At 63.9% G+C, this 24562-nt stretch carries 21 protein-coding genes; 8 read left to right on the top strand and 13 right to left on the bottom strand.

The window, feature by feature from the left end:
* Positions 1-48: 48 nt before the first annotated feature.
* Together fadD1 and fadD2 are read right to left on the bottom strand one after the other, a co-directional pair.
* On the bottom strand, positions 49-1737 hold the full coding sequence (fadD1, locus tag FB481_RS16130; RefSeq protein WP_147177001.1) for a long-chain-fatty-acid--CoA ligase FadD1: 1689 nt from the start codon (positions 1735-1737) through the stop codon (positions 49-51).
* A 460-nt stretch (positions 1738-2197) separates the two neighbouring features.
* The gene (gene fadD2 / locus FB481_RS16125; protein ID WP_147177000.1) at positions 2198-3907 is read right to left on the bottom strand and encodes a long-chain-fatty-acid--CoA ligase FadD2; all 1710 of its coding nucleotides are present in this window, start codon (positions 3905-3907) and stop codon (positions 2198-2200) included.
* A 144-nt stretch (positions 3908-4051) separates the two neighbouring features.
* Between fadD2 and FB481_RS16120 the strand changes: the two genes are divergently transcribed.
* Genes FB481_RS16120 through FB481_RS16110 form a run of 3 tightly spaced genes read left to right on the top strand, consistent with a single transcriptional unit; the run spans position 4052 to position 6046 of the window.
* Positions 4052-5014, top strand: coding sequence for an alpha/beta hydrolase (locus FB481_RS16120; RefSeq protein ID WP_093502793.1), 963 nt, complete (start codon positions 4052-4054; stop codon positions 5012-5014).
* On the top strand, positions 5011-5481 hold the full coding sequence (locus tag FB481_RS16115; RefSeq protein ID WP_013790676.1) for a MaoC family dehydratase: 471 nt from the start codon (positions 5011-5013) through the stop codon (positions 5479-5481). The genes FB481_RS16120 and FB481_RS16115 overlap by 4 nt, the downstream gene beginning before the upstream one ends.
* Positions 5482-5539: 58 nt before the next feature.
* Positions 5540-6046 (top strand): DUF1993 family protein, encoded by a 507-nt coding sequence (locus tag FB481_RS16110; protein WP_093502791.1) that lies wholly within the window; start codon positions 5540-5542, stop codon positions 6044-6046.
* Positions 6047-6193: 147 nt separating this feature from the next.
* On the opposite strand, the gene FB481_RS16105 is transcribed toward FB481_RS16110, so the two are convergent.
* The 3 genes from FB481_RS16105 to FB481_RS16095 all read right to left on the bottom strand — a co-directional run bounded on the left by FB481_RS16105 (position 6194) and on the right by FB481_RS16095 (position 7962).
* Positions 6194-6910, bottom strand: coding sequence for a GntR family transcriptional regulator (locus FB481_RS16105; protein WP_093502789.1), 717 nt, complete (start codon positions 6908-6910; stop codon positions 6194-6196).
* Between the two features lie 160 nt (positions 6911-7070).
* Complete coding sequence (locus tag FB481_RS16100) at positions 7071-7436, bottom strand: hypothetical protein (RefSeq protein ID WP_093502787.1); 366 nt, start codon at positions 7434-7436, stop codon at positions 7071-7073.
* A gap of 43 nt (positions 7437-7479) precedes the next feature.
* Positions 7480-7962, bottom strand: a complete 483-nt coding sequence (locus tag FB481_RS16095) for a VOC family protein (RefSeq protein ID WP_147176999.1) — start codon at positions 7960-7962, stop codon at positions 7480-7482.
* A 491-nt stretch (positions 7963-8453) separates the two neighbouring features.
* On the opposite strand from FB481_RS16095, the gene codB reads away from it, so the two are divergent.
* From codB to codA, 3 genes are read left to right on the top strand one after another with little or no spacing between them, the layout of a single operon-like run.
* A complete protein-coding gene (gene codB / locus FB481_RS16090) occupies positions 8454-9725 on the top strand; it encodes a cytosine permease (protein WP_147176998.1) in 1272 nt (423 codons plus the stop codon).
* Positions 9722-10963 carry a PucR family transcriptional regulator gene (locus FB481_RS16085; RefSeq protein ID WP_147176997.1) on the top strand — a complete coding sequence of 414 codons (1242 nt, stop codon included), beginning with the start codon at positions 9722-9724 and terminating at the stop codon, positions 10961-10963. The genes codB and FB481_RS16085 overlap by 4 nt, the downstream gene beginning before the upstream one ends.
* Positions 10960-12195 carry a cytosine deaminase gene (gene codA / locus FB481_RS16080; protein WP_147176996.1) on the top strand — a complete coding sequence of 412 codons (1236 nt, stop codon included), beginning with the start codon at positions 10960-10962 and terminating at the stop codon, positions 12193-12195. The genes FB481_RS16085 and codA overlap by 4 nt, the downstream gene beginning before the upstream one ends.
* Positions 12196-12359: 164 nt before the next feature.
* Here the strand turns inward: codA and FB481_RS16075 are convergent, their stop codons facing one another.
* The 7 genes from FB481_RS16075 to FB481_RS16055 all read right to left on the bottom strand — a co-directional run bounded on the left by FB481_RS16075 (position 12360) and on the right by FB481_RS16055 (position 17142).
* Complete coding sequence (locus FB481_RS16075; protein WP_093502777.1) at positions 12360-13211, bottom strand: HlyD family secretion protein; 852 nt, start codon at positions 13209-13211, stop codon at positions 12360-12362.
* Positions 13212-13221: 10 nt separating this feature from the next.
* Positions 13222-13425 carry a DUF1656 domain-containing protein gene (locus tag FB481_RS16070; protein ID WP_075932084.1) on the bottom strand — a complete coding sequence of 68 codons (204 nt, stop codon included), beginning with the start codon at positions 13423-13425 and terminating at the stop codon, positions 13222-13224.
* Complete coding sequence (locus tag FB481_RS16065) at positions 13412-15397, bottom strand: FUSC family protein (RefSeq protein WP_093502775.1); 1986 nt, start codon at positions 15395-15397, stop codon at positions 13412-13414. Before FB481_RS16065 ends, FB481_RS16070 begins: the two co-directional genes overlap by 14 nt.
* Before the next feature lie 194 nt (positions 15398-15591).
* Positions 15592-15708, bottom strand: coding sequence for a cytochrome c oxidase subunit CcoM (gene ccoM, locus FB481_RS23445; protein WP_306109843.1), 117 nt, complete (start codon positions 15706-15708; stop codon positions 15592-15594).
* 350 nt (positions 15709-16058) lie between these two features.
* Positions 16059-16220, bottom strand: coding sequence for a hypothetical protein (locus FB481_RS23220; protein ID WP_093502773.1), 162 nt, complete (start codon positions 16218-16220; stop codon positions 16059-16061).
* Positions 16217-16840: an alpha-ketoglutarate-dependent dioxygenase AlkB gene (locus FB481_RS16060; protein ID WP_093503513.1), complete on the bottom strand. Its 624-nt coding sequence runs from the start codon at positions 16838-16840 to the stop codon at positions 16217-16219. The genes FB481_RS23220 and FB481_RS16060 overlap by 4 nt, the downstream gene beginning before the upstream one ends.
* A gap of 5 nt (positions 16841-16845) precedes the next feature.
* Entirely contained in the window at positions 16846-17142 is a 297-nt protein-coding gene (locus FB481_RS16055; protein ID WP_093502771.1) for an aspartate-semialdehyde dehydrogenase, read from the bottom strand.
* A 176-nt stretch (positions 17143-17318) separates the two neighbouring features.
* Here FB481_RS16055 and rapA point away from each other — a divergent pair, with 176 nt between their 5' ends.
* Positions 17319-20162, top strand: coding sequence for an RNA polymerase-associated protein RapA (gene rapA, locus FB481_RS16050; RefSeq protein WP_147176995.1), 2844 nt, complete (start codon positions 17319-17321; stop codon positions 20160-20162).
* Between the two features lie 100 nt (positions 20163-20262).
* Here the strand turns inward: rapA and FB481_RS16045 are convergent, their stop codons facing one another.
* Positions 20263-21084, bottom strand: a complete 822-nt coding sequence (locus FB481_RS16045) for an aldo/keto reductase (protein ID WP_147177137.1) — start codon at positions 21082-21084, stop codon at positions 20263-20265.
* Positions 21085-21252: 168 nt separating this feature from the next.
* Here FB481_RS16045 and FB481_RS16040 point away from each other — a divergent pair, with 168 nt between their 5' ends.
* A complete protein-coding gene (locus FB481_RS16040; protein ID WP_147176994.1) occupies positions 21253-24363 on the top strand; it encodes a transglycosylase domain-containing protein in 3111 nt (1036 codons plus the stop codon).
* The last annotated feature ends 199 nt before the right edge of the window (positions 24364-24562 follow it).

Here is a 24562-nt window from a genome sequence, read left to right as displayed (position 1 = left end):
CAACGCAAAAGGCCCTGCAATGCAGGGCCTTTTGCTACAGCGCGACGCTTATTTCTTGCCGAGCTTCTTCAGCTCTTCGTCACGCAGCTCGCGGCGCAGAATCTTGCCGACGTTGGTGGTCGGCAGGCTCTCGCGGAACTCGACCTGCTTGGGTCGTTTGTAGCCGGTGAGGTTGTCGTGCATGTGCTGCATGACCTGTTCCTTGGTCAGGGTCATGCCCGGCTTGACCACCACGAACACCTTGATCGCCTCACCCGAGCGCTCGTCCGGCACGCCGATGGCAGCGCACTGCAGCACGCCCGGCAGGGTCACCAGCACTTCTTCCAGCTCGTTCGGGTAGACGTTGAAGCCAGACACCAGAATCATGTCCTTCTTGCGGTCGACGATGCGGATGTAGCCGTCGGGCTGGATGATGCCGATGTCGCCGGTCTTGAACCAGCCGTTGGCATCGATCACTTCGTCGGTGGCTTCCTGACGCTGCCAGTAGCCCTTCATCACCTGCGGGCCCTTGATGCACAGCTCGCCGGTTTCGCCCATGGCCAGATCGTTGCCCTGGTCGTCGATGACCTTGAACAGGGTCGACGGCACCGGAATGCCGATGGTGCCCATCTGGTTATGGGTCACCGGGTTGACCGAGGCCACTGGGCTGGTTTCAGTCAGGCCGTAACCTTCGCAGATGGCGCAGCCGGTGACCTGCTTCCAGCGCTCGGCGGCCGCCTGCTGCAGCGCCATGCCGCCGGAAAGGGTGACCTTGAGCTTGGAGAAGTCGAGCTTCTGGAAACCCTCGTGGTTACTCAGCGCCACGAACAGAGTATTGAGGCCGACGAAGGCGCTGAACTGGAACTTGGCCAGGTCCTTGACCAACGCCGGCAGGTCGCGCGGGTTGGTGATCAGGATGTTGTGGTTGCCGCAGTGCATCATCGCCATGCAGTGAAAGGTGAAGGCGTAGATGTGGTACAGGGGCAGCGGCGCGACGATGATTTCGCTGCCCTCCGCCAGGTTCGAGCCCATTAGCTCGCGGCACTGCAGCATGTTGGCGATCAGGTTGCGGTGCGTGAGCATCGCGCCCTTGGCCACGCCGGTGGTACCGCCGGTGTACTGCAGCACGGCGACGTCCTGAGCGTCTGGGCTGGCCTCGTTGACCGCCTTGCCACGGCCCTGGCTCAGGGCATCGGTGAACTTCACGGCTGCCGGCAGGCTGTAGGCCGGCACCATCTTCTTCACGTACTTGACCACGCTGTTGACCAGCAGGCGCTTGAGCGGCGGCAGCATGTCGCCGACCTCGGTGACGATCACCGTCTTCACGCCGGTCTTGGGCACCACCTGCTCGGCCAGGTGCGCCATGTTGGCCAGGCACACCAGTGCCTTGGCACCGGAGTCGTTGAACTGGTGTTCCATTTCCCGGGCGGTGTACAGCGGGTTGGTGTTGACCACCACCAGGCCGGCACGCATGGCGCCGAATACGGCCACCGGGTATTGCAGAACGTTGGGCAGTTGCACGGCGATACGGTCGCCGGGCTTCAGATCGGTGTGCTGCTGCAGGTATGCAGCGAAGTGACCGGACTGCTCGTAGAGCTGACCGTAGGTGATCGTCTTGCCCAGATTGGTGAAAGCGGGCTTGTCGGCATAACGCTGGCAGGACTGCTTCAGCACCGCCTGAACGTTGGGGTACTGGTCGGGATCGATCTCGGCCGCGACCCCCTCGGGATATTTGTCCGTCCAGAAGTTTTCGGTCATGGACACCCACTCCTAAGCAACAGCTTGTCGTCACCGCGTCGGCGGTTGTTTGTTGTATGTATGCCTGGCTGTTCGCCCCTGAGGAGCGCAAAAGCGGGCCGAGATTAGCAGAGTTGCCTGAGACCGACCAGAGCATGAAAAGGCTGCCAGGTATTGAAAATGACCATAAAGAAAATACTGGTCACAGAATTTTTACCGAAGCAATCCGGTGGGCAGCACTCGTCTGGCGGCAGGCAACGCCCATGATAGACGCCTGCGCGCTTTCCTGCAGGTTGGGATACGAGGGAAAGAAGGATCAGAGCCGACACTCGCGCAGATCATGTCATGCGCGGCGACACCCGGGAAATCACCCTGGGTATCGCTGCGCTCAACGCCAGGCTACGCAATGGAGACGCCGCTAGCTGCCATTAAGCAAAAGGCCCCGCAATGCAGGGCCTTTGTCATTTAATCATGCAGCAGGCTAGGCGTTGGCAGGCGCCCTCGCCACCTCGTCGCGCAGCTCGCGGCGTAGGATCTTGCCGACGTTGGTCATCGGCAGCGAGTCCCTGAACACGATCTGCCGCGGCACCTTGTAGGCCGTGAAATTCTCCTTGCAGTAGGCCTTGAGCTCCTCGGCGGTCAGGCTGTCGTCACGCTTGACCACGAACAACTTGACCGCCTCGCCGGATTTTTCGTCCGGCACGCCGATGGCCGCGCAGCTGGCCACCTTGCGGTGGGCCATCACCACGTCCTCGATCTCATTGGGGTACACGTTGAAACCGGAGACAATGATCATGTCCTTCTTGCGGTCGACGATGCGCACGAAACCGTCTTCGTCGATCACCGCGATGTCGCCGGACTTGAACCAGCCCTCGGCGTCCAGCACCTCGGCGGTGGCATCGGGGCGGTTCCAATAGCCCTTCATCACCTGCGGGCCCTTGATGCACAGCTCGCCGCGCTCGCCAATCAGCAGCTCGTTGCCGTCGTCATCGATGACCTTGAACGCCGTGCCCGGCACCGGCATGCCGACCGTGCCCAGGCGCGCCAGGTCACCACTAGGGTTGGCGCTGGCGATCGGCGAGGTTTCAGTGAGCCCGTAGCCCTCCACTACCGCGCAGCCGGTCAAGCGCTGCCAACGTTCGGCGGTGGCCTTGACCAGCGCCGTACCACCCGAATTGGTGACTTTGAGATGGCTGAAGTCGAGCTTGTCGAAATCGGGATGATCCATCAGCGCCACGAACAGCGTGTTGAGGCCCAGCAGCGCGGAGAACTGCCACTTGCCCAGTTCCTTGACGAAACCGGGAATGTCCCGCGGATTGGTGATCAGCACGTTGTGGTTGCCGTTGACCATCATGCACATGCAATTCATGGTGAAGGCATAGATGTGGTACAGCGGCAGCGGCGCGATCATTACCTCCTGGCCAGGCTTCATCAGCGGTGTGCCATCGGGGCCATGCTGCAGCATGCAGGCATTGGCCTGCAGCATGTTGGCGATCAGGTTGGCGTGGGTGAGCATGGTGCCCTTGGCCACGCCGGTTGTGCCGCCGGTGTACTGCAGCACGGCGATATCGTCCTGTTTGGCCGATACCGGGCGCAGGCTGAGCCGCGCGCCATCGCCGAGCACCTGCTTGAACGCCAATGCCTGGGGCAGATGGTAGGCAGGCACCATCTTCTTGACCTTCTTGACCACAGTGTTGACCAGCCAGCCCTTGAGCGTGGGCAGCAGGTCGCCCATGCGCGCTTCGATCAGGTACTCGATCTGGCTGTCGGGCAGCACTTCCTGCACCAGCTTGCCGAACATGTTCAGGTACACCAGGGCGCGCACCCCGGCATCCTTGAACTGGTGGCGCATTTCGCGGGCGGTGTACAGCGGGTTGGTGTTGACCACGATCAGCCCGGCACGCATGGCACCGAACACGGCAATCGGATACTGCAGCACGTTGGGCATCTGCACGGCAATGCGGTCGCCGGGCTTGAGGTCGGTGCCCTGCTGCAGGTAGGCGGCGAAGGCGGCGGACAGTTTGTCCAGCTCGCCGTAGGTCAGCGTTCTGCCCAGATTGCTGAACGCGGGGCGGTCGGCGAAAGTCTTGCAGGAGCGCTCGAACACCTCGACCACCGACTGGTAGGCGTCCATGTCGATGTCGTTGGCCACGCCAGGGGCGCGTTTATCGTTCCAGAAATCGGGCTGCATTGTTGTTATCCCTTGGTTTCCGACGGTGATATCACCGGCACGAACTTAGCAGCCGGCCACAGCCTGGCAAAGCCACAATCAATACCGTGAATTTCAGCACCTGCAGGGTCTACAATGCCCGACATCGCAGAAAGGGACTTTGCCATGCAACAGCGCAGCTTCTGGCTCGACAGCAGTGATGGCGTGCCGCTGTACGTCAATCACTGGCATACCCAGCAAGCGCCCAGGGCGGTGGTGATGCTCGCCCACGGCATGGCCGAACACAGCGGCCGCTATGCACGCCTCGGCGAGGCGCTGGTTGCCGCCGGCCTCGAACTCTACGCGCTCGACCACCGTGGACACGGACAAACGGCGCAACATGGCCTGCTCGGCCACTTCGCCGACGAGAACGGCTGGAACCATGTAGTCGGCGACCTCTGCGAGCTCAACCATCACATCCGCCATCAGCACCCGCAGACACCGATCATTCTGCTCGGCCATAGCATGGGCAGCTTCATCTCCACCGCCTACCTGATGCACCACAGCAGCAGCGTGCAGGGTGCGATTCTCAGTGGCTCGAATTACGGCAAGCAGGGCACTTATCACGCGGCGGCGCTGGTGGCGCGCTTCGAGCGCTGGCGCCAAGGCGCGACCGGGCGCAGCTCCCTGATCGACTGGCTGTCGTTCGGCGCCTTCAACAAGGCCTTCGCCCCGGCGCGCACGCCGTTCGACTGGCTCAGCCGTGACAACGCCGAGGTCGACCGTTACATTGCCGACCCCCTGTGCGGTTTTCGCTGCACCAACCAGTTATGGCTCGACCTGCTGGAAGGCCTGCAGCGCATCACCGCGCCCGCCTCGCTGAAGCAGATCGCCCCGCAGTTGCCGATCCTGATCATCGGCGGCGACCACGACCCGGTCAGCCGGGGCAACGGCCTGCAACGCCTGGCCGATGCACTCAGGCAGGCAGGACACAGCCGCACCACGTTGAAGATTTATTCACAGGCCCGCCACGAAACGCTCAACGAAACGAACCGTGACGAGGTCACCCGCGACCTGATCGACTGGCTGGAGCAGACGCTCTCGCAGCCCCAGCAGCGACCATCAAACTCTCAGGAACCCCATCCATGACGCAAAGCAGCAACACGCCTTACGAAGCCCTCGAAGTGGGCCAGACCGCCAGCTACAGCAAGAGCGTGGAAGAACGCGACATCCTGCTGTTCGCTGCCGTTTCCGGTGACCACAACCCGGTGCACCTGGACGCCGAATACGCCGCCACCACCATGTTCAAGGAACGCATCGCCCACGGCATGTTCAGCGGTGCACTGATCAGCGCGGCCGTGGCCTGCACCCTGCCCGGCCCGGGCACCATCTATGTGGGCCAGCAGATGAGCTTCCAGAAGCCGGTGAAGCTGGGCGACACCCTGACCGTGCGCCTGGAAATTCTCGAGAAGCTGCCGAAATTCCGCGTACGCATCGCCACCCGGGTGTTCAACCAGCACGACGAACTGGTGGTCGACGGCGAAGCTGAAATCATCGCGCCACGTAAAGCCGTTACCGTCGAATTGGCTACCCTGCCGCCGATCAGTATCGGCTGATTTTCCAAGCCCGACCCATCCTACTGTTAAGCGCCCCCTGCCTTCCCCTGGAGCTTCCATGCCACTGTCCATGCATTCCATTACCATCCCGGTGTTCACCCGCCAGCTGACCAACCTGTCGACCCTCCTCGGCATCGCCGCAGCCAATGCCGAAGCCCGCAAGATCGAGCAGAGCGTGCTGCTCGGCTCGCGCCTGGCACCGGACATGTTCCCGCTCAGCCGCCAGGTGCAGATCGCCTGTGACACGGTGAAATCCGGCGTGGCCCTGCTGGCTGGCGTCGAAGTGCCGAGCCATGCCGATGACGAAACCAGCTTCGCCGAGCTGCAAGCACGTATCGCCAAGACCCTGGAGTTCGTGCAGGGCATCAGCGCCGCCCAGCTCGACGGCAGCGAAGACCGCACGGTGACGCTAAAGCGCCGCGACAAGGAAACCCACTTTCAGGGCTTGGCCTTCCTGCAGGATCACGTGCTGCCGAACCTGTACTTCCACATCACCACCACCTACGCCATCCTGCGCCACAACGGCGTGGAGCTGGGCAAGCGCGACTTCCTCGGCACTCGCTGAGATCGCGTTCGCGTCTTGCATCACGGGTAACGACGTCGGGCTGCCACGCGGCTCGGCGCGTAGGCTGGATCAGGGCGCGGCTAGCCGCCGGCAGATTTCTCAGGGCGGGCAACAATAGCCGCCCTGTCTTCTCTTATCTGCCAGCAGTCACTCGGGCTCGCCGGCCGCCTTGCGGCGACGCTTGCTGCTGAGCGAACGGGAGCTGCTGTCCATGTCCATCAGCAGGTTCATGCCGCGTTCCGCGTAGCTCAGCGCGGCCACCAAGGCCGCCTCGGCGGACTTCGCATCCTTGCGGCGCAGCGCTTCGAGAATCTCGCGAAGGTGGGCGTGGATCTTGACCACGAAGATCGGCGCCTCGAAAACCGCGTTCGAGGGAGGTGCGACATGCACCCAGGCATACTCGATGACTTCCAGCAGCGCGCTTGAGCCGCCGATGCGATACAGATCCATGAGCAGCGCGTTGAAGCGCTGGGCATAGCCGCTGGTGCGGCCCGCCTCTATCTCCTCCTGGATATGCTCTGCGCGCTCGATCAGGTTCTGCAGCTGTTCATCGGTAATGCGCTGCGCCGCGCGCTCGATGGCCAGGGTCTCCAGGCGCACGGTGATTTCATAGAACTCGGAGAAGCGCTGCTGGGAGATCTCGGGTACGCGTGCCGAACGGTTTTCCTCGACCGCCAGTGCGCCCTCCTCGCCGAGGCGTTTCAAGGCCAGGCGCACGGGCATGGCGCTGACGCCGAATTCTGCCGCCAGATCACGAATTTTCAGCCGGTACCCGGTGGGCCAGCGGCACTCCATCAGGTCCTTGCGGATGGCGTTGTAGATCTGCTCGGCAATTGTCTCTTTGGGGGCCGCGGGAGGCCGCATAGCTATTCCTTGTGATCGCCATTACTGAGAGTGGTGACGATATATCCTGTGCGGCTTCACAAATCCAGTCTGCGCGCCAATCAACTGCCTGCCGCCTGGCCCGGTGCGCCTGTCGGGACGCATATGGCCGCGCCACCTGGTGCGGCCATACAGCCGATTGCTAGTCGAAGCTCAGGTTACAACCCCAGGCTTCGATGACGCTGACCCACACTTCGACACCCAGACTGTCGCCGAACTGGGCATTCCAGCCACTGACGATCTGATCACAAAGCGCCTGAAATTCAGGGCGAAGTTCGACGTCACTGGTGGATACCTTGATCGCCACATCGGGCACCGCGGCGGCACGTACCGCAGAGGCGTTGAATGCCAATACCTTGCACTGATCGAGCTCGATGATGATGTCGTGCTCGGGCACCTTGAATACCGACCGGACGGCGTCCTGCAGCATCTCCATCAACTGGGCACAACACTCGGTCAGCTGTGCTTGCGCGGCTGCCGATTTGGGGAATATTTCGATATAGGCCATGGCGGTGATTCACTCCGGGTAGCGCGGCAAGGTTTGCGGGGCGTCAGGGCGCCTTTATTTCCATCAACTCGATGGGAAAGCCGATGGAAGGCTGCATGTCCATTTTCACTTCCCGCGAGTGTTCGGATGAAAGCGAGTCGGTCATGCGCCAGCCGAGTTTCGACAGTCGCTCCACTTCGGCATCCATATCCGGGGTGAGGAAGCCGATCTCGCTCAGGTGGCCAATGGGCGTGGCGCAGCCGGTGTCGTAGCCCAGCTGCTGCTTCTCCAGGGGCTTCATGAGTTCGAGGTAGAACTCGTCGCTAACCCAGGCGCCACTGACCGCCGCCTCACCTTTGAACAGCGACCCGGTAACCCGGTTGAAGGCACCGATGCCGAACGACTCGGCCAGCAGCTTTTCCGTGCGGTCGATATCTTCGACGCGAACACAGACGTGATTCATGATCAGGCGTTTCTCGCGATGACATTTTTCCACCAGGCGCATCATGCGGCTGTCGAAATCGTCTTCAGTGCTCTGTCCTTCCATCGTGTTTCCTCCAGCCAGCCCGTCGAGGTGCTGGCAAGACGTTGAATGAAGAAGCCTGCAGGGCCTGTCACCGCCAGCCCGTGCGCCGTTGCGGCGAGTGGCCAATCTAGGTCTGGTAGCTCAACGAGCCGCACCGACACGGAGCAAAAATATCACAAAAATATTTAATATCTATATCAAATTAATCACATATGGCATTTTATCTTTCATTGTCGACGTTCGTGGAGTGAAGAGAAGAGCGCCGGTCGTCAGTTCGCCCAGACCATCCAGGGTGGCTTTTATCGACCGCAAAGGCCTGGTGCATAACGGCCTATCAGCGCACCAAGACAGGTCATGAATAGTGACAACTTACAAATAAACGCAGGCTATTCGCTGAAAATCCGCAGCCTTTTGTGCACATCGCACAATGCGCGCTGTATGCGCCACCCAAAGGTTCGGTTGGCACGTCGCCTGCTATAGCCATGGCTTCCCTCACCCTGTGGAGCCAGGCCATGACTCATCCCACCACCGACAGCGACTACCCTTTGAGCGAAGTGCCGGCCGGCGCCCGCAAGGGGCTGTTCTCCACGTCGATCATGCTGTTCTCCTTTACCTTCTTCACCGCCACCATGTTCGCCGGCGGCAAGATCGGCATGGCCTTCGACTTCACTACGCTGATCGGGGCTGCTGTGATCGGCAACCTGCTGCTCGGTGCCTATGCCGCGATCCTCGGCCTGATCGCCTGTCGCAGCGGCCTCAATTCGGTATTGATGGGCCGCTTCTGCTTTGGCGAGGCCGGCAGCAAACTCTCCGACGTGCTGCTCGGTTTCACCCAGATCGGCTGGTACGCCTGGGGCACCGCCACGGTAGCCATCGTGCTGGTGAAGATTCTCGGCTTGCCTGAGGGGCTGACCATTCCCCTGATGGTGCTGTTCGGCTTCGCCTTCTGCATCACCGCGTTCATCGGCTACAAGGGGCTGGACATCCTGTCACGCATTTCCGTGCCGGCGATGCTCGCCCTGCTGCTCTGCTCGCTATGGATCGCCACCGACGACATCGGTGGCCTGAGCGCGCTGATGGCCATCGAGCCGACCCAGAGCATGACCCTGAGCGTGGCCATCACCATGGTCTTCGGCACCTTCGTCAGCGGCGCCACCCAAGCCACCAACTGGACGCGCTTCGCCCGCACCGGACGCATCGCGGTGATCGCCAGCATGGTCGGTTTCTTTCTCGGCAACGGCCTGATGATCGTCGCCGGGGCTTACGGCGCCATCGTCTATCAACAGCCGGACATCGTCGAAGTGCTGGTACTGCAGGGCCTGTCCATGGCGGCGGTGGTGATGCTGTTCCTCAACCTGTGGACGACTCAGGACAACACCATCTACAACTTCGCCGCCGCCGGCTGCAACCTGCTGCGCACCGGCCGGCGCAAGACGGTGACCGTGGTCGGCGCCGGCATCGGCACGCTGCTGGCCATTGGCGGCATGTACGAGCTGCTGATTCCTTTCCTGATCCTGCTCGGCTCGATCATCCCGCCGATCGGTGGTGTGATCATGGCCGACTATTTCTATGGCCATAAGAGCCGCTACCCGATGCTCGCCGAGGCGCGCATCCCTGCTTTCAACTGGGTCGGCCTGGGCGCTTACGGCGTCGGTTCGCTGTGCGCCTACTTCTCGCCCTGGGTCGCGCCACTGGTGGGCATTGCCGTCGCCGCGCTGGTGTACATCGTGCTGTTCGAAGCGAAGAAGGTCTTCGCCGCCGGCGACGTGGTCGCCCGCGCATGAGCCTGAGCGTCGCCGATGTCCTGGGCCTGCCCGGCCTGCACGAGCTGCGCCTGCGCGCTGGTCGGGCAGCGCTAGGCAATCCGGTGCGCTGGCCCTACGTGGCCGAGAACGAGGACATCGCCGCCTGGGTGATGGGCGGCGAGCTGGTGTTCGTCACCGGCATCAACCACCCGCGCGACGAAGCCAACCTGCTGCTTCTGGTGCGCCAGGCAGTCGAGCGGGCCACCGCCGGGCTGGTTATTCTCACCGGCGCCGAATACATCCAGGCGATTCCGCCGGCGGTGATCGCCGAGGCCGAGCGCCTGGGCCTGCCACTGCTGGAACAGCCCTACGGATTGAAGATGGTGGTGGTCACCCAGGCCATCGGCACGGCGCTGGTACAGCAGCAGATGCTCGGCAGCTCGCGCCAGCATGTGTTGGAGCAACTGCTGGAAGGCGACTACCAGTCCCTCGACGTGCTGCTGCAACGTGCTGCCAGCCTCGACCTGCCGCTGAGCGTGCCGCGCCAGGTCGCCCTGTTGCGTCTGCAGAACAGCGAGCAGCTGTTCGACGGCGAGGCAGCAGCCAGCGGCGAACGCCTGCTGCGCGACAACCGCCAATGCCTGCAGCAGCACCTCGAGCAATGTCTGCAACAGTTGGGCGCAGCCCTGCCGCTGATCAGCCAAGGCGAGCACTGGATCGCCCTGCTGCCGTGCACCGGTAGCCAGGACGAGCAACGCAACCGCCAGGCATTGATGGACCTGCTCGGCGAGCTGGACGAACGCCTGCAACCGCAGCGCCTGTTTCTCGGCCTGAGCAGCGGCAATCATCACCCCGAGCATTTCGCCCGGGCGCTCGGCCAGGCCCGCCAGGCGCTGATCGCCGCCCAGGCCTTTCCAGAACGCCTGGGGCTGTGCAGTTTCAACGAGCTGGGGGTGATCGAGCTGCTCGCCGCGATCCGCGACCGCAGCCTGCTCGAGCGTTTCGTCGAGCGCACCTTGGGGCCGCTGATCGGCGATGACTCACGCCACGAGCCAGTGCTGATGCCGACCCTGGAAGCTTGGTTCTTCGAGAACGCCAACCTCGCCCTGGCCGCGCAACGCCTGGGCGTACACCGCAACACCCTGAGCTACCGTGTACAACGTATCGAAGCGCTGACCGGCTGCTCGTTCGATGACCCTCACGACCGGCTGAACATCAGCATCGCCCTGCTGATCCGTCGCCTGTCGTCTCATAGCCTGCCAAGGAGTACCCCATGAACATCGTCAACGCCCGCCTGCGTGGCCGCGAAGGTCTTTTCCACATCGCACTGGACGGCTCGCAGATTGCCGCCATCACCGCACAATCCGCAGAGGTCAGCGCCAGCGAAGGCGATCTCGATGCCGCCAATAACCTGGTGGTCGCGCCCTTCGTCGAGCCACACATTCACCTCGACGCGACGCTGACCGCCGGCGAGCCGAACTGGAACATGAGCGGCACGCTGTTCGAGGGTATCGAGCGCTGGGCCGAGCGCAAGGCGCTGGTCACCCATGAGGACACCAAGACCCGCGCCAAGAAGACCATCGACATGCTGGTCGACCATGGCATCCAGCACGTGCGCACCCATGTCGACGTCACCGACCCGACCCTGGCCGCCCTCAAGGCGATGCTCGAAGTACGCGAGGAAACCCGCCATCTGATCGACCTGCAGATCGTCGCCTTTCCCCAGGAGGGCATCGAGTCCTACGCGGGTGGCCGTGCGCTGATGGAACAGGCGGTGGAACTGGGCGCCGACGTGGTGGGCGGCATTCCACATTTCGAGAACACCCGCGACCAGGGTGTGTCGTCGATCAAGTTCTTGATGGACCTGGCCGAACGCACCGGCTGCCTGGTAGACGTGCACTGCGACGAGACCGACGACCCGCAATCGCGGTTTCTCGAAGTGCTGGCCGAAGAGGCCCGAGTGCGCGGCATGGGCGCGCGGGTCACCGCCAGCCATACGGTGGCCATGGGCTCCTACGATAACGCCTACTGCTCCAAGCTGTTTCGCCTGCTGAAAATGAGCGGCATCAACTTCGTTTCCTGCCCCACCGAGAGCATCCACCTGCAGGGGCGCTTCGACAGCTACCCGAAACGCCGCGGCCTGACCCGCGTGGCGGAGATCGACCGTGCCGGCATGAACGTCTGCTTCGGCCAGGACTCCATCGTTGACCCCTGGTACCCGCTGGGCAACGGCAACATCCTGCGCATTCTCGAGGCCGGCCTGCACATCTGCCATATGCTCGGCTACGAAGACCTCAAGCGCAGCCTGGACCTGATCACCGACAACAGCGCCCGCACCCTGCACCTGGGTGAGCGCTATGGCCTGCAAGCGGGCCGCCCGGCCAATCTGCTGATTCTTTCGGCGCCCGACGATTACGAGATGATCCGCACCCAGGGCCATGCGCTGGTTTCGGTGCGCCATGGTGAAGTGCTGATGCGCCGCACCCCGGCGAGCGTGCAGCGCGGCTGATCAATCGCCGCCCCGTAGCCAGGGGTTGAGCGTAGCGATACTCAAGGAATGTCACGGGTGTCGCTACGCTCGACTTGGGCTACGAAATCGTGGGAGGGGCTTTAGACCCGATAAGCCCTTAAGAGCTCGGGGCTAAAGCCCCTCCTACAATGACCAAGCGCGCTCTATTCCACCCGTACGCTTGCAGTCATGCCGGCGCTCAGTTTGACGCTCTCCGGCACGTCATCGAGCTTGATGCGTACCGGAATGCGCTGGGCCAGGCGTACCCAGTTGAAGGTCGGCTCGACGTTGGCCAGCAATTGACCGTCCGGGCTGGCATTGCGGTCGGTGATGCCGCGGCTGATGCCTTCCACCTCGCCACGAATCTCCTGCTCACCGCCCATCAACCAGATTTCCACCGGCGCACCGACCTGGATGCGCGGCAACTTGGTTTCCTCGAAATACGCCTGCACGTAGAACGAGCCGGTATCGACCAGGGCCATCACCGCCTGCCCAGCGGTCACGTAGTTGCCCTGGGCCAGCCTCAGGTTGGTGACCTGGCCATCGCGCGGCGCGCGCACTTCGCTGCGCTCCAGGTTGAGCTGGGCGATACGCAGGTCTGCTTGGGCCTCGCGGAATTCGCTGCGGGCCATCTCGGCGTTGATCTGCGCGTTCTCACGCAGCTCGGCGCTGATCGCCTGGCTGCCCAGTTGCGCACGGCGCGAAGCTTCGTGCTCGCGCAGGCTGAGCTGCTGCTTGCGGATGTCCACCACGGCCTGGGCCTTTTCCACCGCGGCCTGGTAACGGTCACGGTCGATGGTCATCAACAGATCGCCAGCCTTGACCTGCTGGTTGTCGCGTACCTTGAGCTCGAGCACCCAGCCGGACACGTCCGGCGCGATGGTCACCACATCGGCGCGCACCCGGGCATCCCGGGTCCACGGCGAATACATGTAGTGCTGCCAGATCCACGAGCCGGCGAGAACCGCCACCGCCACCATGGCCAGGGTGATGCCGACGCGAATGGTCGAACGCATGCTTTTCTCCTCAAGTCGCCAGGACGGCAATCACCGCCGCCAGGACGCAAACGAACAGGGCGCAGTCGAACAAGGCCTCGTGCCAGATCCACTGCGCCAATCCCACGCGCTGCAGCCCCAGGCGGATCACGCCGGTGAGCAGCAGCGCCAAAACTGCATAGGCCGCCATCGGGCTCAATAGAACACCGCCCAGCGACCACTCATGTAAGCCCATTGGCTTCTCCTCTTAGCTGGCACCAGTGGCGCCAGCCGTTCTGCAACTGCAACAGCGCCGCTTCGGCGAGGCGCTTGTCGATGCTCGGCGTGCAGGCGCGCAGGGCTTGCTGCAACTCGGCCACCGGGGCGTTCAGGTCATCCTCGCGGCCCGGCGCCGGGCCGCGCTCCAGCGCATCGTCGAGGCGGTCCAGAAACCGTCGCTGCGAGCGCGCCAGGCCGGCATCGGCCTTGGCCAGACAGGCGCGCAGGTGCAGCAGCTCGTCACCCAGGTCCAGGCCGGCAACCCCTTCGTCCCAGCGGCTGCGCGCCTGATCCGGACGCGCCGGGTAGTGCCGCGCCAGCTGCAGCAAGCGGTCAGCCATGCGCCCACCAAACCAGTTTTCCGCGCGGCCCAGGTCACGGCGCGTCAGCCGGCCGAGGTCGACCAGCATGGCATGCACCAGACGCCGGCCATGCCACACCGGGTTGCGCAGCACGATCACGCGAAACGCCATGACCGCCACGGCCACGCCCATGAGCATGCCCGGCGCCTCGTTGAGGAAATATTCCACGTTGTAGCCGACGCTCGGCGGCGGTATGCAGAGCACGATGAAGTGCAGGCAGAAGGCCGTCGAGGTTGCGGCCACCGCCGGCTTGGCCATGCCCAGCACGCCAAAGAATAATGGCACGCCGAGCACCATGCAGAGCATCACGAAGCCGTCGATCTGCGGCATCAGGATCTGCCCGACAAAGAACGCCACCGGCAGCGCATAGAGGATGCCGCGCAAGAACATCATGCCGATCTGCGGCGCCGCCTCCAGCCGTGCGAACAGGCTACACACCACGCAGGCGAGCAGCATGGCGCCGGTGGCGTGGGTCCAGCCAGTGGCCAGCCAGAAGCTCGCCAGGGTCAGAAACGCCAGGGCGCTGCGTGAACCGAACACCAACGCGCTCTGCCAGTCGTAGTGCCAGGACAACGCCCGGGGCGCATCGGCCGGCGCCCGGCCCTGTTCGACCGCCAGCAGCGCGCGGCTGGCGTCCTCGATACGCATCAGCAGCACGGCCATGCGCTCCAGGCACAGTTGCTGGCCGCCATTGAGTTCATCGTCCGCGGCGGCCTGGCGCAGGCGCTCGATCAATTGGGTTCTGTCCTCGGCATCGTCCTGCAGGCGCTCGTCCACTTCCTGCAGCCAGGGCGCCACGGCCTCGGCCTCGCGGCTGCTCAATTGCCGCCACTGACGGGCCACACCACGCGCCAGACGCAGTACGCCCAGCAGGTCGCGACTGAGCACGCGCAAGGCGATGGCCCGCTGGCGACCACGCTCGCCCTCGAACCAGGCGTGCTCGCGCTGGGCGTCCACGGCGACGATCCGCGACAGGGCTTCGAGCAGCCCCTTGCGCGCCTCCTCCTCGCCGGTCAGCGCCTGGCGTGCGGCCTTGAGGCCAGTCTGCCAGGCATCGCGGGCCTGCTGCGCCAACTGGCGCTCGACCCGCTGCGGCCACAGCAACGCGCTGCTCAAGGTGGCGCAGACGATACCCAGGCAGATTTCCGTGGAGCGAGCGATGGCTTCGTCGAAGATCACCTGGGGCTTACCGATGGCCGGCAAACCGATGATCGCCACCGTGTAGCCAGCCAGCACGAAGGCGTAGGACCAGGCGCTGCGCAACATGGTCGAGGCCGCCGTACACAGGCCCAGCCACAGGGCGAAGGCCAGGACGAAGAGCAGCGGCATCTGCGCGAACAGCGCCATCATCACCACCGCCATGAAGGTGCCGACCAAGGTGCCGAGCAGGCGCGCCAGGCCCTTCTGCACCACCATGCCGGACAACGGCTGGGCAACGATAAAGGCGGTCATCAGCGCCCATTGCGGCTGCTCCAACCCCAGGCGCAGGGCGAGCCAGAGCGCCAGACCGCCGCCGAGCAGGGTCTTGATCGCGAACTGGATGGCTTGGGTGCTTGGCGCAACAAACGCCAGCAGGGAATCACGCACGGTGCTTACCTAAAAGGGTCTCAGCTCTGAACATAGCCGTAGCCAAAGGGTTCCGCCTCCGTGCAGGGTACGAATTATTAGCTAGCTAAGCATGTACTGTCCAGAGAGCGCCCACCCGCAAGCGAATTAAATGCAGACGAAAAAAAGGGCGACCGAAGTCGCCCCAATGCCTTGCGTGCTCGTGAATCCGGAAATCACTGCGGCTTTTTCTTGTTCGCATCCTTCCAGACGAAATAGGTGAACCCGGTGCCAAACAGAATCATCAGTCCAACGGTGCCGATACCGGCGAGAACCACCACATCTAAGAACATGCTGCCTCCTTGCACCTGCTGCTCGGGTATGGCGCTACGTTAACAGCCATACGCCGCCCGCCATTGACCCAGGTCAACGGCCAGGCACGGACGAGCATCAACGCCGGACAGCGACTGATCTTCATCAATTTGGACGGGCTTGGGCGGCGCGGACGGATACGCAGCGAAGCCGCACTGGCATCCGTTCGCGATCTTTCATGAGTGCGCAAACAGCAGAAATGGCAGGTTGAGCAAAGCGTTTGATATGTAGGAGTGGCTTTAGCCACGAGCCCCTGGCATCTCGAAATAGCTCGTGGCTAAAGCGGATCGCCGCGCGATCCTCTACAAGATCGCGACCGGATCGCAGGCTCTCAGCGTTTCTTCGGCTTGTTCTTGGACTTCTTCTTGCCCTTGGGCAGGGGCAGCGCCTGCTCGAAGGCGTTGCGCATCTCTTCGAGCTTCCTGTCGCGCAGGTCGTGGATGCGCTTGTCGCGCTCGGCGGCGAAGTCGATCAGTTTCACATCATTGCTCATAGCGGTGTCCGGATCAGACGAAACGTCAGGTTCAGTCGTGGGGCACAGGGCTTGCGCGTCTTGGCCACTTGGTGCTGCCAATGATGCTGCGTCTGGCCGCTCATGACCAGTAGCGAGCCATGGGCCAGTTGCAGCGAGTGCTCGATACGCGTGTGGCCCTTGCGGCGCAAGTCGAAACGACGTTCGCCCCCCAGGCTCAACGACGCCACCAGCGGCTCGGCGCCCAGTTCGCGCTCGTCGTCGCTGTGCCAGCCCATGGAGTCCTGACCATCGCGGTAGTAGTTGAGCAGCACGCCATTGAGCGGCTGGCCAAGGTTGTCGACCAGGCGCTGACGAATCTCGGCCAGCAGCGGCGTCCAGGGCAGCGGTTGATGGGTCATGCCGGAATAGCGGTAACGGGCATCGCTGTCACCATACCAGGCTACCAGGCGCGGCACCGGCAACTGACGGCCGAACAGCACCACTTCGGGTTGCTGCCAGGGTGTTTGCTCGACCAGGCGCTGCAGCCATTCACCGGCTGTGGCCTGGTCGAGCCAGTCGGGTTGATAAGTGAGTTCGGCATCGGGCAGTTGCAGCGCTGCCTGCTCGAACAGCCCGCCCTGGGCGGTGATTCCATCCACCGGCGTCAAACCTCGACGTCCACCCACAGGCCCTGGCGCGGCAACTGGTCGATGGCAGGCTCATCCGCCTCGTCGACTTCGCCCTCGGCCAGCTCGGCGGCGCTGTAGCCGCGTCGCTGCCGACGACGCTGCTCTTCACGCAGCCGCTCGGCCACCTCATCAGGGTGGCGCTTGTCCAGGCCGACCGAATCTTCCTGAGCCGTTTCAGCAGTGGGCGTCACCGGTGCGATCTCCGGGCGCGGCTTGACCACGTCCTGCTGGGCGGTAACCGGACTCAGGCTGTGAGGAATCGGCGGCAGCATGAAACACCTCTCTTTGCAGCCTTATCGGCCAAACGGCGGGCGACTTTATGGCTGCATGACTAGACTGTCTGACCGGACGCGCGTCGGTAAGTGCCAAATCGACCCTGATGCACCTTTGGTCAAGCCTGGCACTGCGGTAACATAGCCGGCTTTTTTGACAGGTGGAGACAGGCAGCATGGCGGAGTATCAACCGGGGCAACGCTGGATCAGCGACAGCGAAGCGGAACTGGGCTTGGGCACCATCCTCATGCAGGAAGGCCGCATGCTCACCGTGCTCTACCCCGCCACCGGCGAAACCCGTCAGTACGCGGCGCGCAATGCGCCGCTGACCCGGGTGCGCTTCTCACCGGGCGACGAGATCACTCACTTCGAAGGCTGGAAACTGACCGTGCGCGAAGTCGACGACGTCGATGGCCTCTTGGTCTATCACGGCCTCGACGCCAAGAACCAGGCCGTCACCCTGCCGGAAACCCAGCTGTCCAACTTCATCCAGTTCCGCCTCGCCAGCGACCGCCTGTTCGCCGGTCAGATCGACCCGCTGCCGTGGTTCGGGCTGCGCTACCGCACTCTGGAATTCACCAGCAAGCAGGTGCAATCCTCGCTGTGGGGCCTGGGCGGCGTACGTGCCCAGCCCATCGCCCACCAGCTGCACATCGCCCGCGAAGTGGCCGACCGCATAGCCCCGCGCGTGCTGCTGGCCGACGAAGTGGGCCTGGGCAAGACCATTGAAGCCGGCCTGGTGATTCACCGCCAGCTGCTTTCGGGTCGCGCCAATCGCGTGCTGATCTTGGTACCGGAAAACCTGCAGCACCAGTGGCTGGTAGAGATGCGCCGCCGCTTCAACCTGGAAGTTGCGCTGTTCGATGCGGAGCGCTTCATCGAGAGCGACGCCAGCAACCCGTTCGAAGACGCACAACTGGCGCTGGTCGCGCTGGAGTGGCTGTGCGAGGACGAAAAGGCCCAGGACGCACTGTTCGCCGCTGGCTGGGACCTGATGGTGGTCGACGAAGCCCACCACCTGGTCTGGCACCCGGAAAAGGCTAGCCGCGAGTACAGCCTGGTCGAACAACTGGCCGAAGTGATTCCTGGCGTGCTGCTGCTCACCGCCACCCCCGAACAGCTCGGCCAGGACAGCCACTTCGCGCGCCTGCGCCTGCTCGACCCGAATCGCTTCCATGACCTAGAAGCCTTCCGCGCCGAGAGCGCCAGCTACAAGCCGGTGGCCGAGGCGGTGCAGGAGCTGCTCGACGAAGGCAAGCTCAGCGCCCAGGCCCGCGATGCCATCGGCAGCTTCCTGGGCGATGAAAGCCGCGAGCTGCTCGACGCTGCTGACGGTGGCGATGCCGACGCCCGCGCACGCCTGGTACGCGAGCTGCTCGACCGCCACGGCACCGGCCGCCTGCTGTTCCGTAACACCCGCGCCGCCGTACAAGGTTTCCCCGAGCGCGAACTGCACCCCTACCCGCTGCCGAGCCCGGACGAATACATGGAGCTGCCGCTGGGCGAGCACGCCGAGCTGTACCCGGAAGTCAGCTATCAGGGCCAGGCCGACATCGAGGAAGATCAGCGCTGGTGGCGCTTCGACCCGCGCGTCGAGTGGCTGATCGACACCCTGAAGATGCTCAAGAAATTCAAGGTGCTGGTGATCTGCGCCCACGCCGAAACCGCCATGGATCTGGAAGACGCCCTGCGCGTGCGCTCCGGCATCCCGGCCACCGTCTTCCACGAGGGCATGAGCATCCTCGAACGTGACCGCGCCGCTGCCTACTTCGCCGATGAAGAATTTGGCGCCCAGGTGCTGATCTGTTCGGAAATCGGTTCCGAAGGCCGCAACTTCCAGTTCGCCCATCACCTGGTGCTGTTCGATCTGCCGGCCCACCCGGACCTGCTCGAACAGCGCATCGGTCGCCTCGACCGCATCGGCCAGAAGCACAAGATCCAGCTGCACGTGCCGTACATGGAAAACAGCCCGCAAGAGCGCCTGTTCCAGTGGTACCACCAAGCGCTGAACGCCTTCCTGGCCACCTGCCCGACCGGCAACGCCCTGCAGCACCAGTTCGGCAGCCGCCTGCTGCCGATGCTGGAAAACGCCGACGACGGTCAGTGGCAAGCGCTGATCGACGAAGCCACGGCCGAGCGTAAGCGTCTGGAAGGCGACCTGCACGCTGGTCGCGACCGCCTGCTGGAGCTCAACTCCGGCGGCGCCGGTGAAGGCGAGGCGCTGGTCGAGGCAATCCTCGAGCAGGACGACCAGTTCGCCCTGCCGATGTACATGGAGCAGCTGTTCGACGCCTTCGGCATCGACAGCGAGGATCATTCCGACAATGCCCTGATCCTGCGTCCCAGCGAGAAGATGCTCGACGCCAGTTTCCCGCTCGGCAACGACGAAGGCGTGACCATCACCTACGACCGCGACCTGGCCCTGTCGCGCGAAGACATGCAGTTCCTCACCTGGGAGCATCCCATGGTGCAGGGCGGCATGGACCTGGTGCGCTCCGGCTCGATGGGCAACACCTCGGTGGCTCTGATCAAGAACAAGGCGCTCAAGCCCGGCACCGTGCTGCTCGAGTTGCTGTACGTCAGCGAGGTGGTAGCGCCACGCAAGCTGCAACTGGGCCGCTACCTACCGCCGGCCGCATTGCGCTGCCTGCTCGACGGCAACGGCAACGACCTGGCCGCCAAGGTGTCCTTCGACACCCTCAACGACCAGCTCGAAGCCGTGCCGCGCGCCAGCGCCAACAAGTTCGTGCAGGCCCAGCGTGATGCTCTAACGCCGAAGATCGCCGCCGGCGAAGCCAAGGTCTCGCCGCGCCATGTCGAGCGAGTCACCGAAGCCAAACGCCGCCTGGCCGCCGAGCTGGACGAAGAACTGGCCCGCCTGACCGCCCTGCAAGCGGTCAACCCGAGCGTGCGCGACAGCGAACTGGACGCCCTGCGCGAGCAGCGTGAGCAAGGCCTGGCCATGCTCGACAAGGCCGCCCTGCGCCTGGAAGCGATTCGGGTATTGGTTGCGGGTTAAGGCGAGCCGCCAGCCATTTATGGGTTTCACCCATCCTACAGACTGAACCAAGTCTCGTAGGATGGGTGAAACCCATCAAAATACCTCCCTGCAAACGCCCCTACACCATCTGCAACCGCTGCTTGCGCGTCGGTGCCGGGTAGGCGCTGTCGATCGCCTGCAGATCGGCGGCGCTGAGCTGCAGCTCGGCTGCTGCCGCGTTCTCGGCCAGGTGTCGGGGATCGCTGGCCTTGGGAATCACCAGCACGTTGGGTTGACGTAGCGCCCAGGCCAGGGCGACCTGGGCGGCGGTCACGCCATGCTGCTGCGCCACCTGCTGCAGCGCCGGATCGGCCAGCAGCGCACCGCCCTGCCCCAGCGGGCAGTAGGCCATCAACGGCATGCCCTGTTTCTGCTGCCAGGGCAGCAGGTCGAACTCCACGCCGCGCTCCTCGGGGTTATAGAGCACCTGATTGGTCGCACAGGCCGGCGCACCGAGCTCCTGCAGATCATCCAGATCGAAGTTGGAAACGCCCCAGCGGCCGATCTTGCCCTGTTCGCGCAGGCGCTCGAAAGCCTCGACCGTTTCTTCCAGCGCGTACTGGCCGCGCCAGTGCAGCAGATACAGGTCGATATGCTCGGTGCCCAGACGCCTCAAGCTTCGCTCGCAAGCCGCTGCCACGCCACTGCGGCTGGCGTTGTGCGGGTAGACCTTGCTGACCAGAAACACCTGGTCGCGCTTGCCGGAAATCGCCTCGCCGACGACCTCTTCGGCGCCGCCTTCACCATACATTTCGGCGGTGTCGATCAAGCGCAAACCGCGCTCGATGCCCTCGCGTAGCGCAGCGATTTCGCCTCTGCGCCGATCGCGATTTTCGCCCATGCGCCAGGTGCCCTGGCCTATCACCGGCACCTGAGCGCCGGCCAATTTGAGTGTGCGCATCATGCTTCCTCCTGTGATTGCATCCTGACCAGCCCATATAGCTCAGGTTCAGACCAACGATCCGACCCTAGGCATATGTAAAGACTGGATTTTTTTGACCGATCGGTCGGACAGCGCACGCCAGAGCGGCTACTCTGTCAGGAAAGGACAAGCCAGGGCCAGTTAACCATGGGCGCACTATGGCGATCCGACTCCGCACCGCCTGCTCGCGAACACAAGGTTGCGACCGCGGTGCCGCGTAAACCCAAGCCCCGCAAGCATCACGTGCGCTGGGTGGTTGGTTCGACGCTGCTGCTCGGGCTGATGGGTATCACGGGGCTGGCAGTCTTCGAGCTACGCACCGCCTACTTCCAGTCGACCGAGCTGAGCCGCTACGCCGCCACGCTTACCTATGAGGTGAAGGATGGCGCCAGCGACGCCATCATCTACCCCGGCAATGGCCCCTTCGATAAGCGTCAGGGCTACAGCCGCCTGCCGACCTTTATCGAGCGCCTGCAAAGCCGTGACTTCGAAGTGCTGCAACAAGCGCGCTTCTCCCCTGCCCTGGCCGACTACACCCAGCGCGGCTTCTTCCCGCCCTACGCCGAGAAGGCGCAGACCGGCGTGAACATCGAGGATTGCCGCGGCACGCCCTTCTATACCGTGCGCAACCCGCGCCAGCGCTACCCCAGCTTCGCCGACATTCCACCGTTGGTGGTCGGCAGCCTGCTGTTCGTCGAGGACCGTCAGCTGCTCGCCGCAGAACCGGCTGAAGCCAACCCGGCTGTGGACTGGCCGCGCTTCGTCAAGGCAGCTTTTTCCCAGGTCGGCAAGTACGCCGGCATGCAGGATCAGTCCGCCGGCGGCAGCACCCTGGCCACCCAGCTGGAGAAATACCGTCACTCGCCGGACGGCATCACCCATGCGCCCGTCGAGAAATTGCGGCAGATGGTCTCGGCCAGTGTACGCGCCTACCAGAGCGGCCCGCAGACCCTTGCTGCGCGGCAGAACATCCTGCGCGACTACCTCAACAGCGTGCCGCTCTCGGCTGCCCCCGGCCATGGTGAAGTGCACGGTTTGGCCGACGGCCTGCGCATCTGGTTCGGCGTGGATTTCGTCACCACCAATCGCCTGCTCGCCGCGGACCAAAGCGATGAGACAAACCTGGCCGAACGCGGCCTCGCGCTGCGCCAGGTGCTATCGCTGATGATCGCCCAGCGCCGCCCCTCCTACTACCTCGCCCAGGGCCGGGCAGAGCTGGCCGCCCTGGTGGACAGCCACCTGCGCCTGCTGACCGATGGTGGCGTGCTGGACGCCAAGCTACGCGACGCGGCCCTCGCCCAGCAGGTGACTTACCGCGACTGGCAGACCGATCCGAACCTGCAACGTATCGACAGCGACAAGGGCGTGAGCATGGCGCGGGCGCGACTGGCCGGGCTACTCAACCTGTCCTATTACGAACTCGACCGCCTCGACCTGGACGCCCGCGCCAGCCTCAACTCCGACCTGCAGCAACAGGTCAGCCTGTATCTGGAGCAACTCGCCGACCCGGCGTTCGCCGAAAGCGTCGGCCTGTTCGGCGACCGACTGCTGTCGCCCAGTAAGACCGGCGACGTCAGCTACAGCTTCACCCTGTTCGAGCGCACCCCCAACGGCAACCAGGTGCGTGTACAGACCGACAACACCCATCAGCCGTTCGACATCAACGAGAGCAGCAAGTTGGAGCTGGGCTCCACCGCCAAACTGCGGGTAATGGCCACTTATCTGGAGGTGATCGCCGAACTGCATGGACGCCTGGCCGGCCTGAGCCCGGCGCAATTGCGCGGGCAGGATATCGCCGATCAGGATCTGCTCAGCCGCTGGGCCGTCGATTACCTGCTGCGCAACCCGGGCGCCGACCTGACCAGCATGCTCGACGCAGCCCTGGAGCGCCGCTACTCGGCCAGCCCGACGGAGCGCTTCTTCACCGGCGGCGGCCTGCACACCTTCGGCAACTTCCGCCGCGAGGACGACGGCCGACTGCCCACCCTGCGCGAGTCGCTGCGCGAATCGATCAACCTGCCTTTCGTGCGTCTGATGCGCGACCTGGTGCGCTACAGCACCTATCAGGCGCCGGGCAACAGCGCCGCCCTGCTCAGGGACGACAAGGACCCACGGCGCCAGGAATACCTGAGCCGCTTCGCCGACCGCGAGGGCACCACCTTCATGCTGCGCTTCTGGCGCAAGTACCAGGGCCAGTCCGCTCAGGAGCGTCTGGACACCTTTATCGGCGGCCTGCGCCTGACCGATACACGGCTGGCCGCGGTGCACCGCTACCTGATGCCGGAAGTGGATCAGGCGACCTTTGCCAACTTCATCCGCGCCCATCTGCCCGGCGTGCGGATCAGCGACAAGCGCATCGACGAGCTTTACCGGCGCTACGGCCCCGGCGCCTTCAGCCTGCCTGATCAGGGCTATATCGCCCGCGTGCATCCGCTGGAGCTGTGGCTGCTGAAATACCTGATCGACCATCCGCAAGCGTCGTTCAACGACGCGGTGAGCGCCAGCGCCGAGCAGCGCCAGGAGGTCTATGGCTGGCTGTTCAAGAGCCGCCACAAGAGCGCCCGCGACAGCCGCATTCGTATCATGCTGGAGGTCGAGGCGTTTCTGGATATCCATCAGCGCTGGCAAAACCTGGGTTACCCGTTCGAGTACCTGGTGCCGTCGCTGGCCACCGCCCTGGGCAGCTCGGGTGATCGCCCTGCAGCCCTGGCCGAGCTGATTGGCATTATCCAAAATGACGGCATCCGCCTGCCCACCGTGCGCATCGACAGCCTGCATTTCGCCGGCAGCACGCCCTACGACACGCGCCTGGGGCACGTGCTCGAAGCGGGCAAGCGAGTGATGGCCCCGGAGGTCGCCGCAGCGCTGCGCGAAGCCCTGTCACAAGTAGTGGATGGCGGCACCGCGCGACGCTTGCAGGGCGCCTTCACCCTGGCCGACGGCAGCCCGCTGATCCTCGGCGGCAAGACCGGCACCGGCGACAACCGCATGACCAGCGTCGGCCGCGGCGGCCAGGTGATCAGCTCGCGGGTGCAGAACCGCACCGCTACCTTCGTGTTCTTTCTCGGCCCCGATCACTTCGGCACCCTCACCGCCTTCGTACCGGGCCGCGCCGCAGAGAACTTTCGCTTCACCTCGGCGCTGCCGGTGCAGGTGCTCAAGGGCATGCAGCCGATTCTGGCGCCCTATCTGCAAACCGGGGCACGGACGCAATGTGCGCCGCCACCGCAGCAACAGACGACGCAATTGCTTCGCTAGAGGCTGCTGCGATTTAAGCTGACGCTACGTGGCGAAATCGGCCATTCGCATGATCCATAGGAGCGGCTTTAGCCGCGAGCTCTTCAAGCCCTAATAAAGCTCGGGGCTGAAGCCCCTCCTACGAAAGCGGCAGCAACTCTGCCCACTTGTACCTTATTTAAGATCGCTCCCACGCTCCTGCGTACTAGCCCAGCCAGGG

The sequence above is a fragment of the Pseudomonas sp. AG1028 genome, from assembly GCF_007993955.1.
Classification (GTDB): Bacteria; Pseudomonadota; Gammaproteobacteria; order Pseudomonadales; family Pseudomonadaceae; genus Aquipseudomonas; species Aquipseudomonas straminea.
Note: the sequence above shows the minus strand (reverse complement) of the source record. Positions and strands in the feature narration are given on the sequence as shown.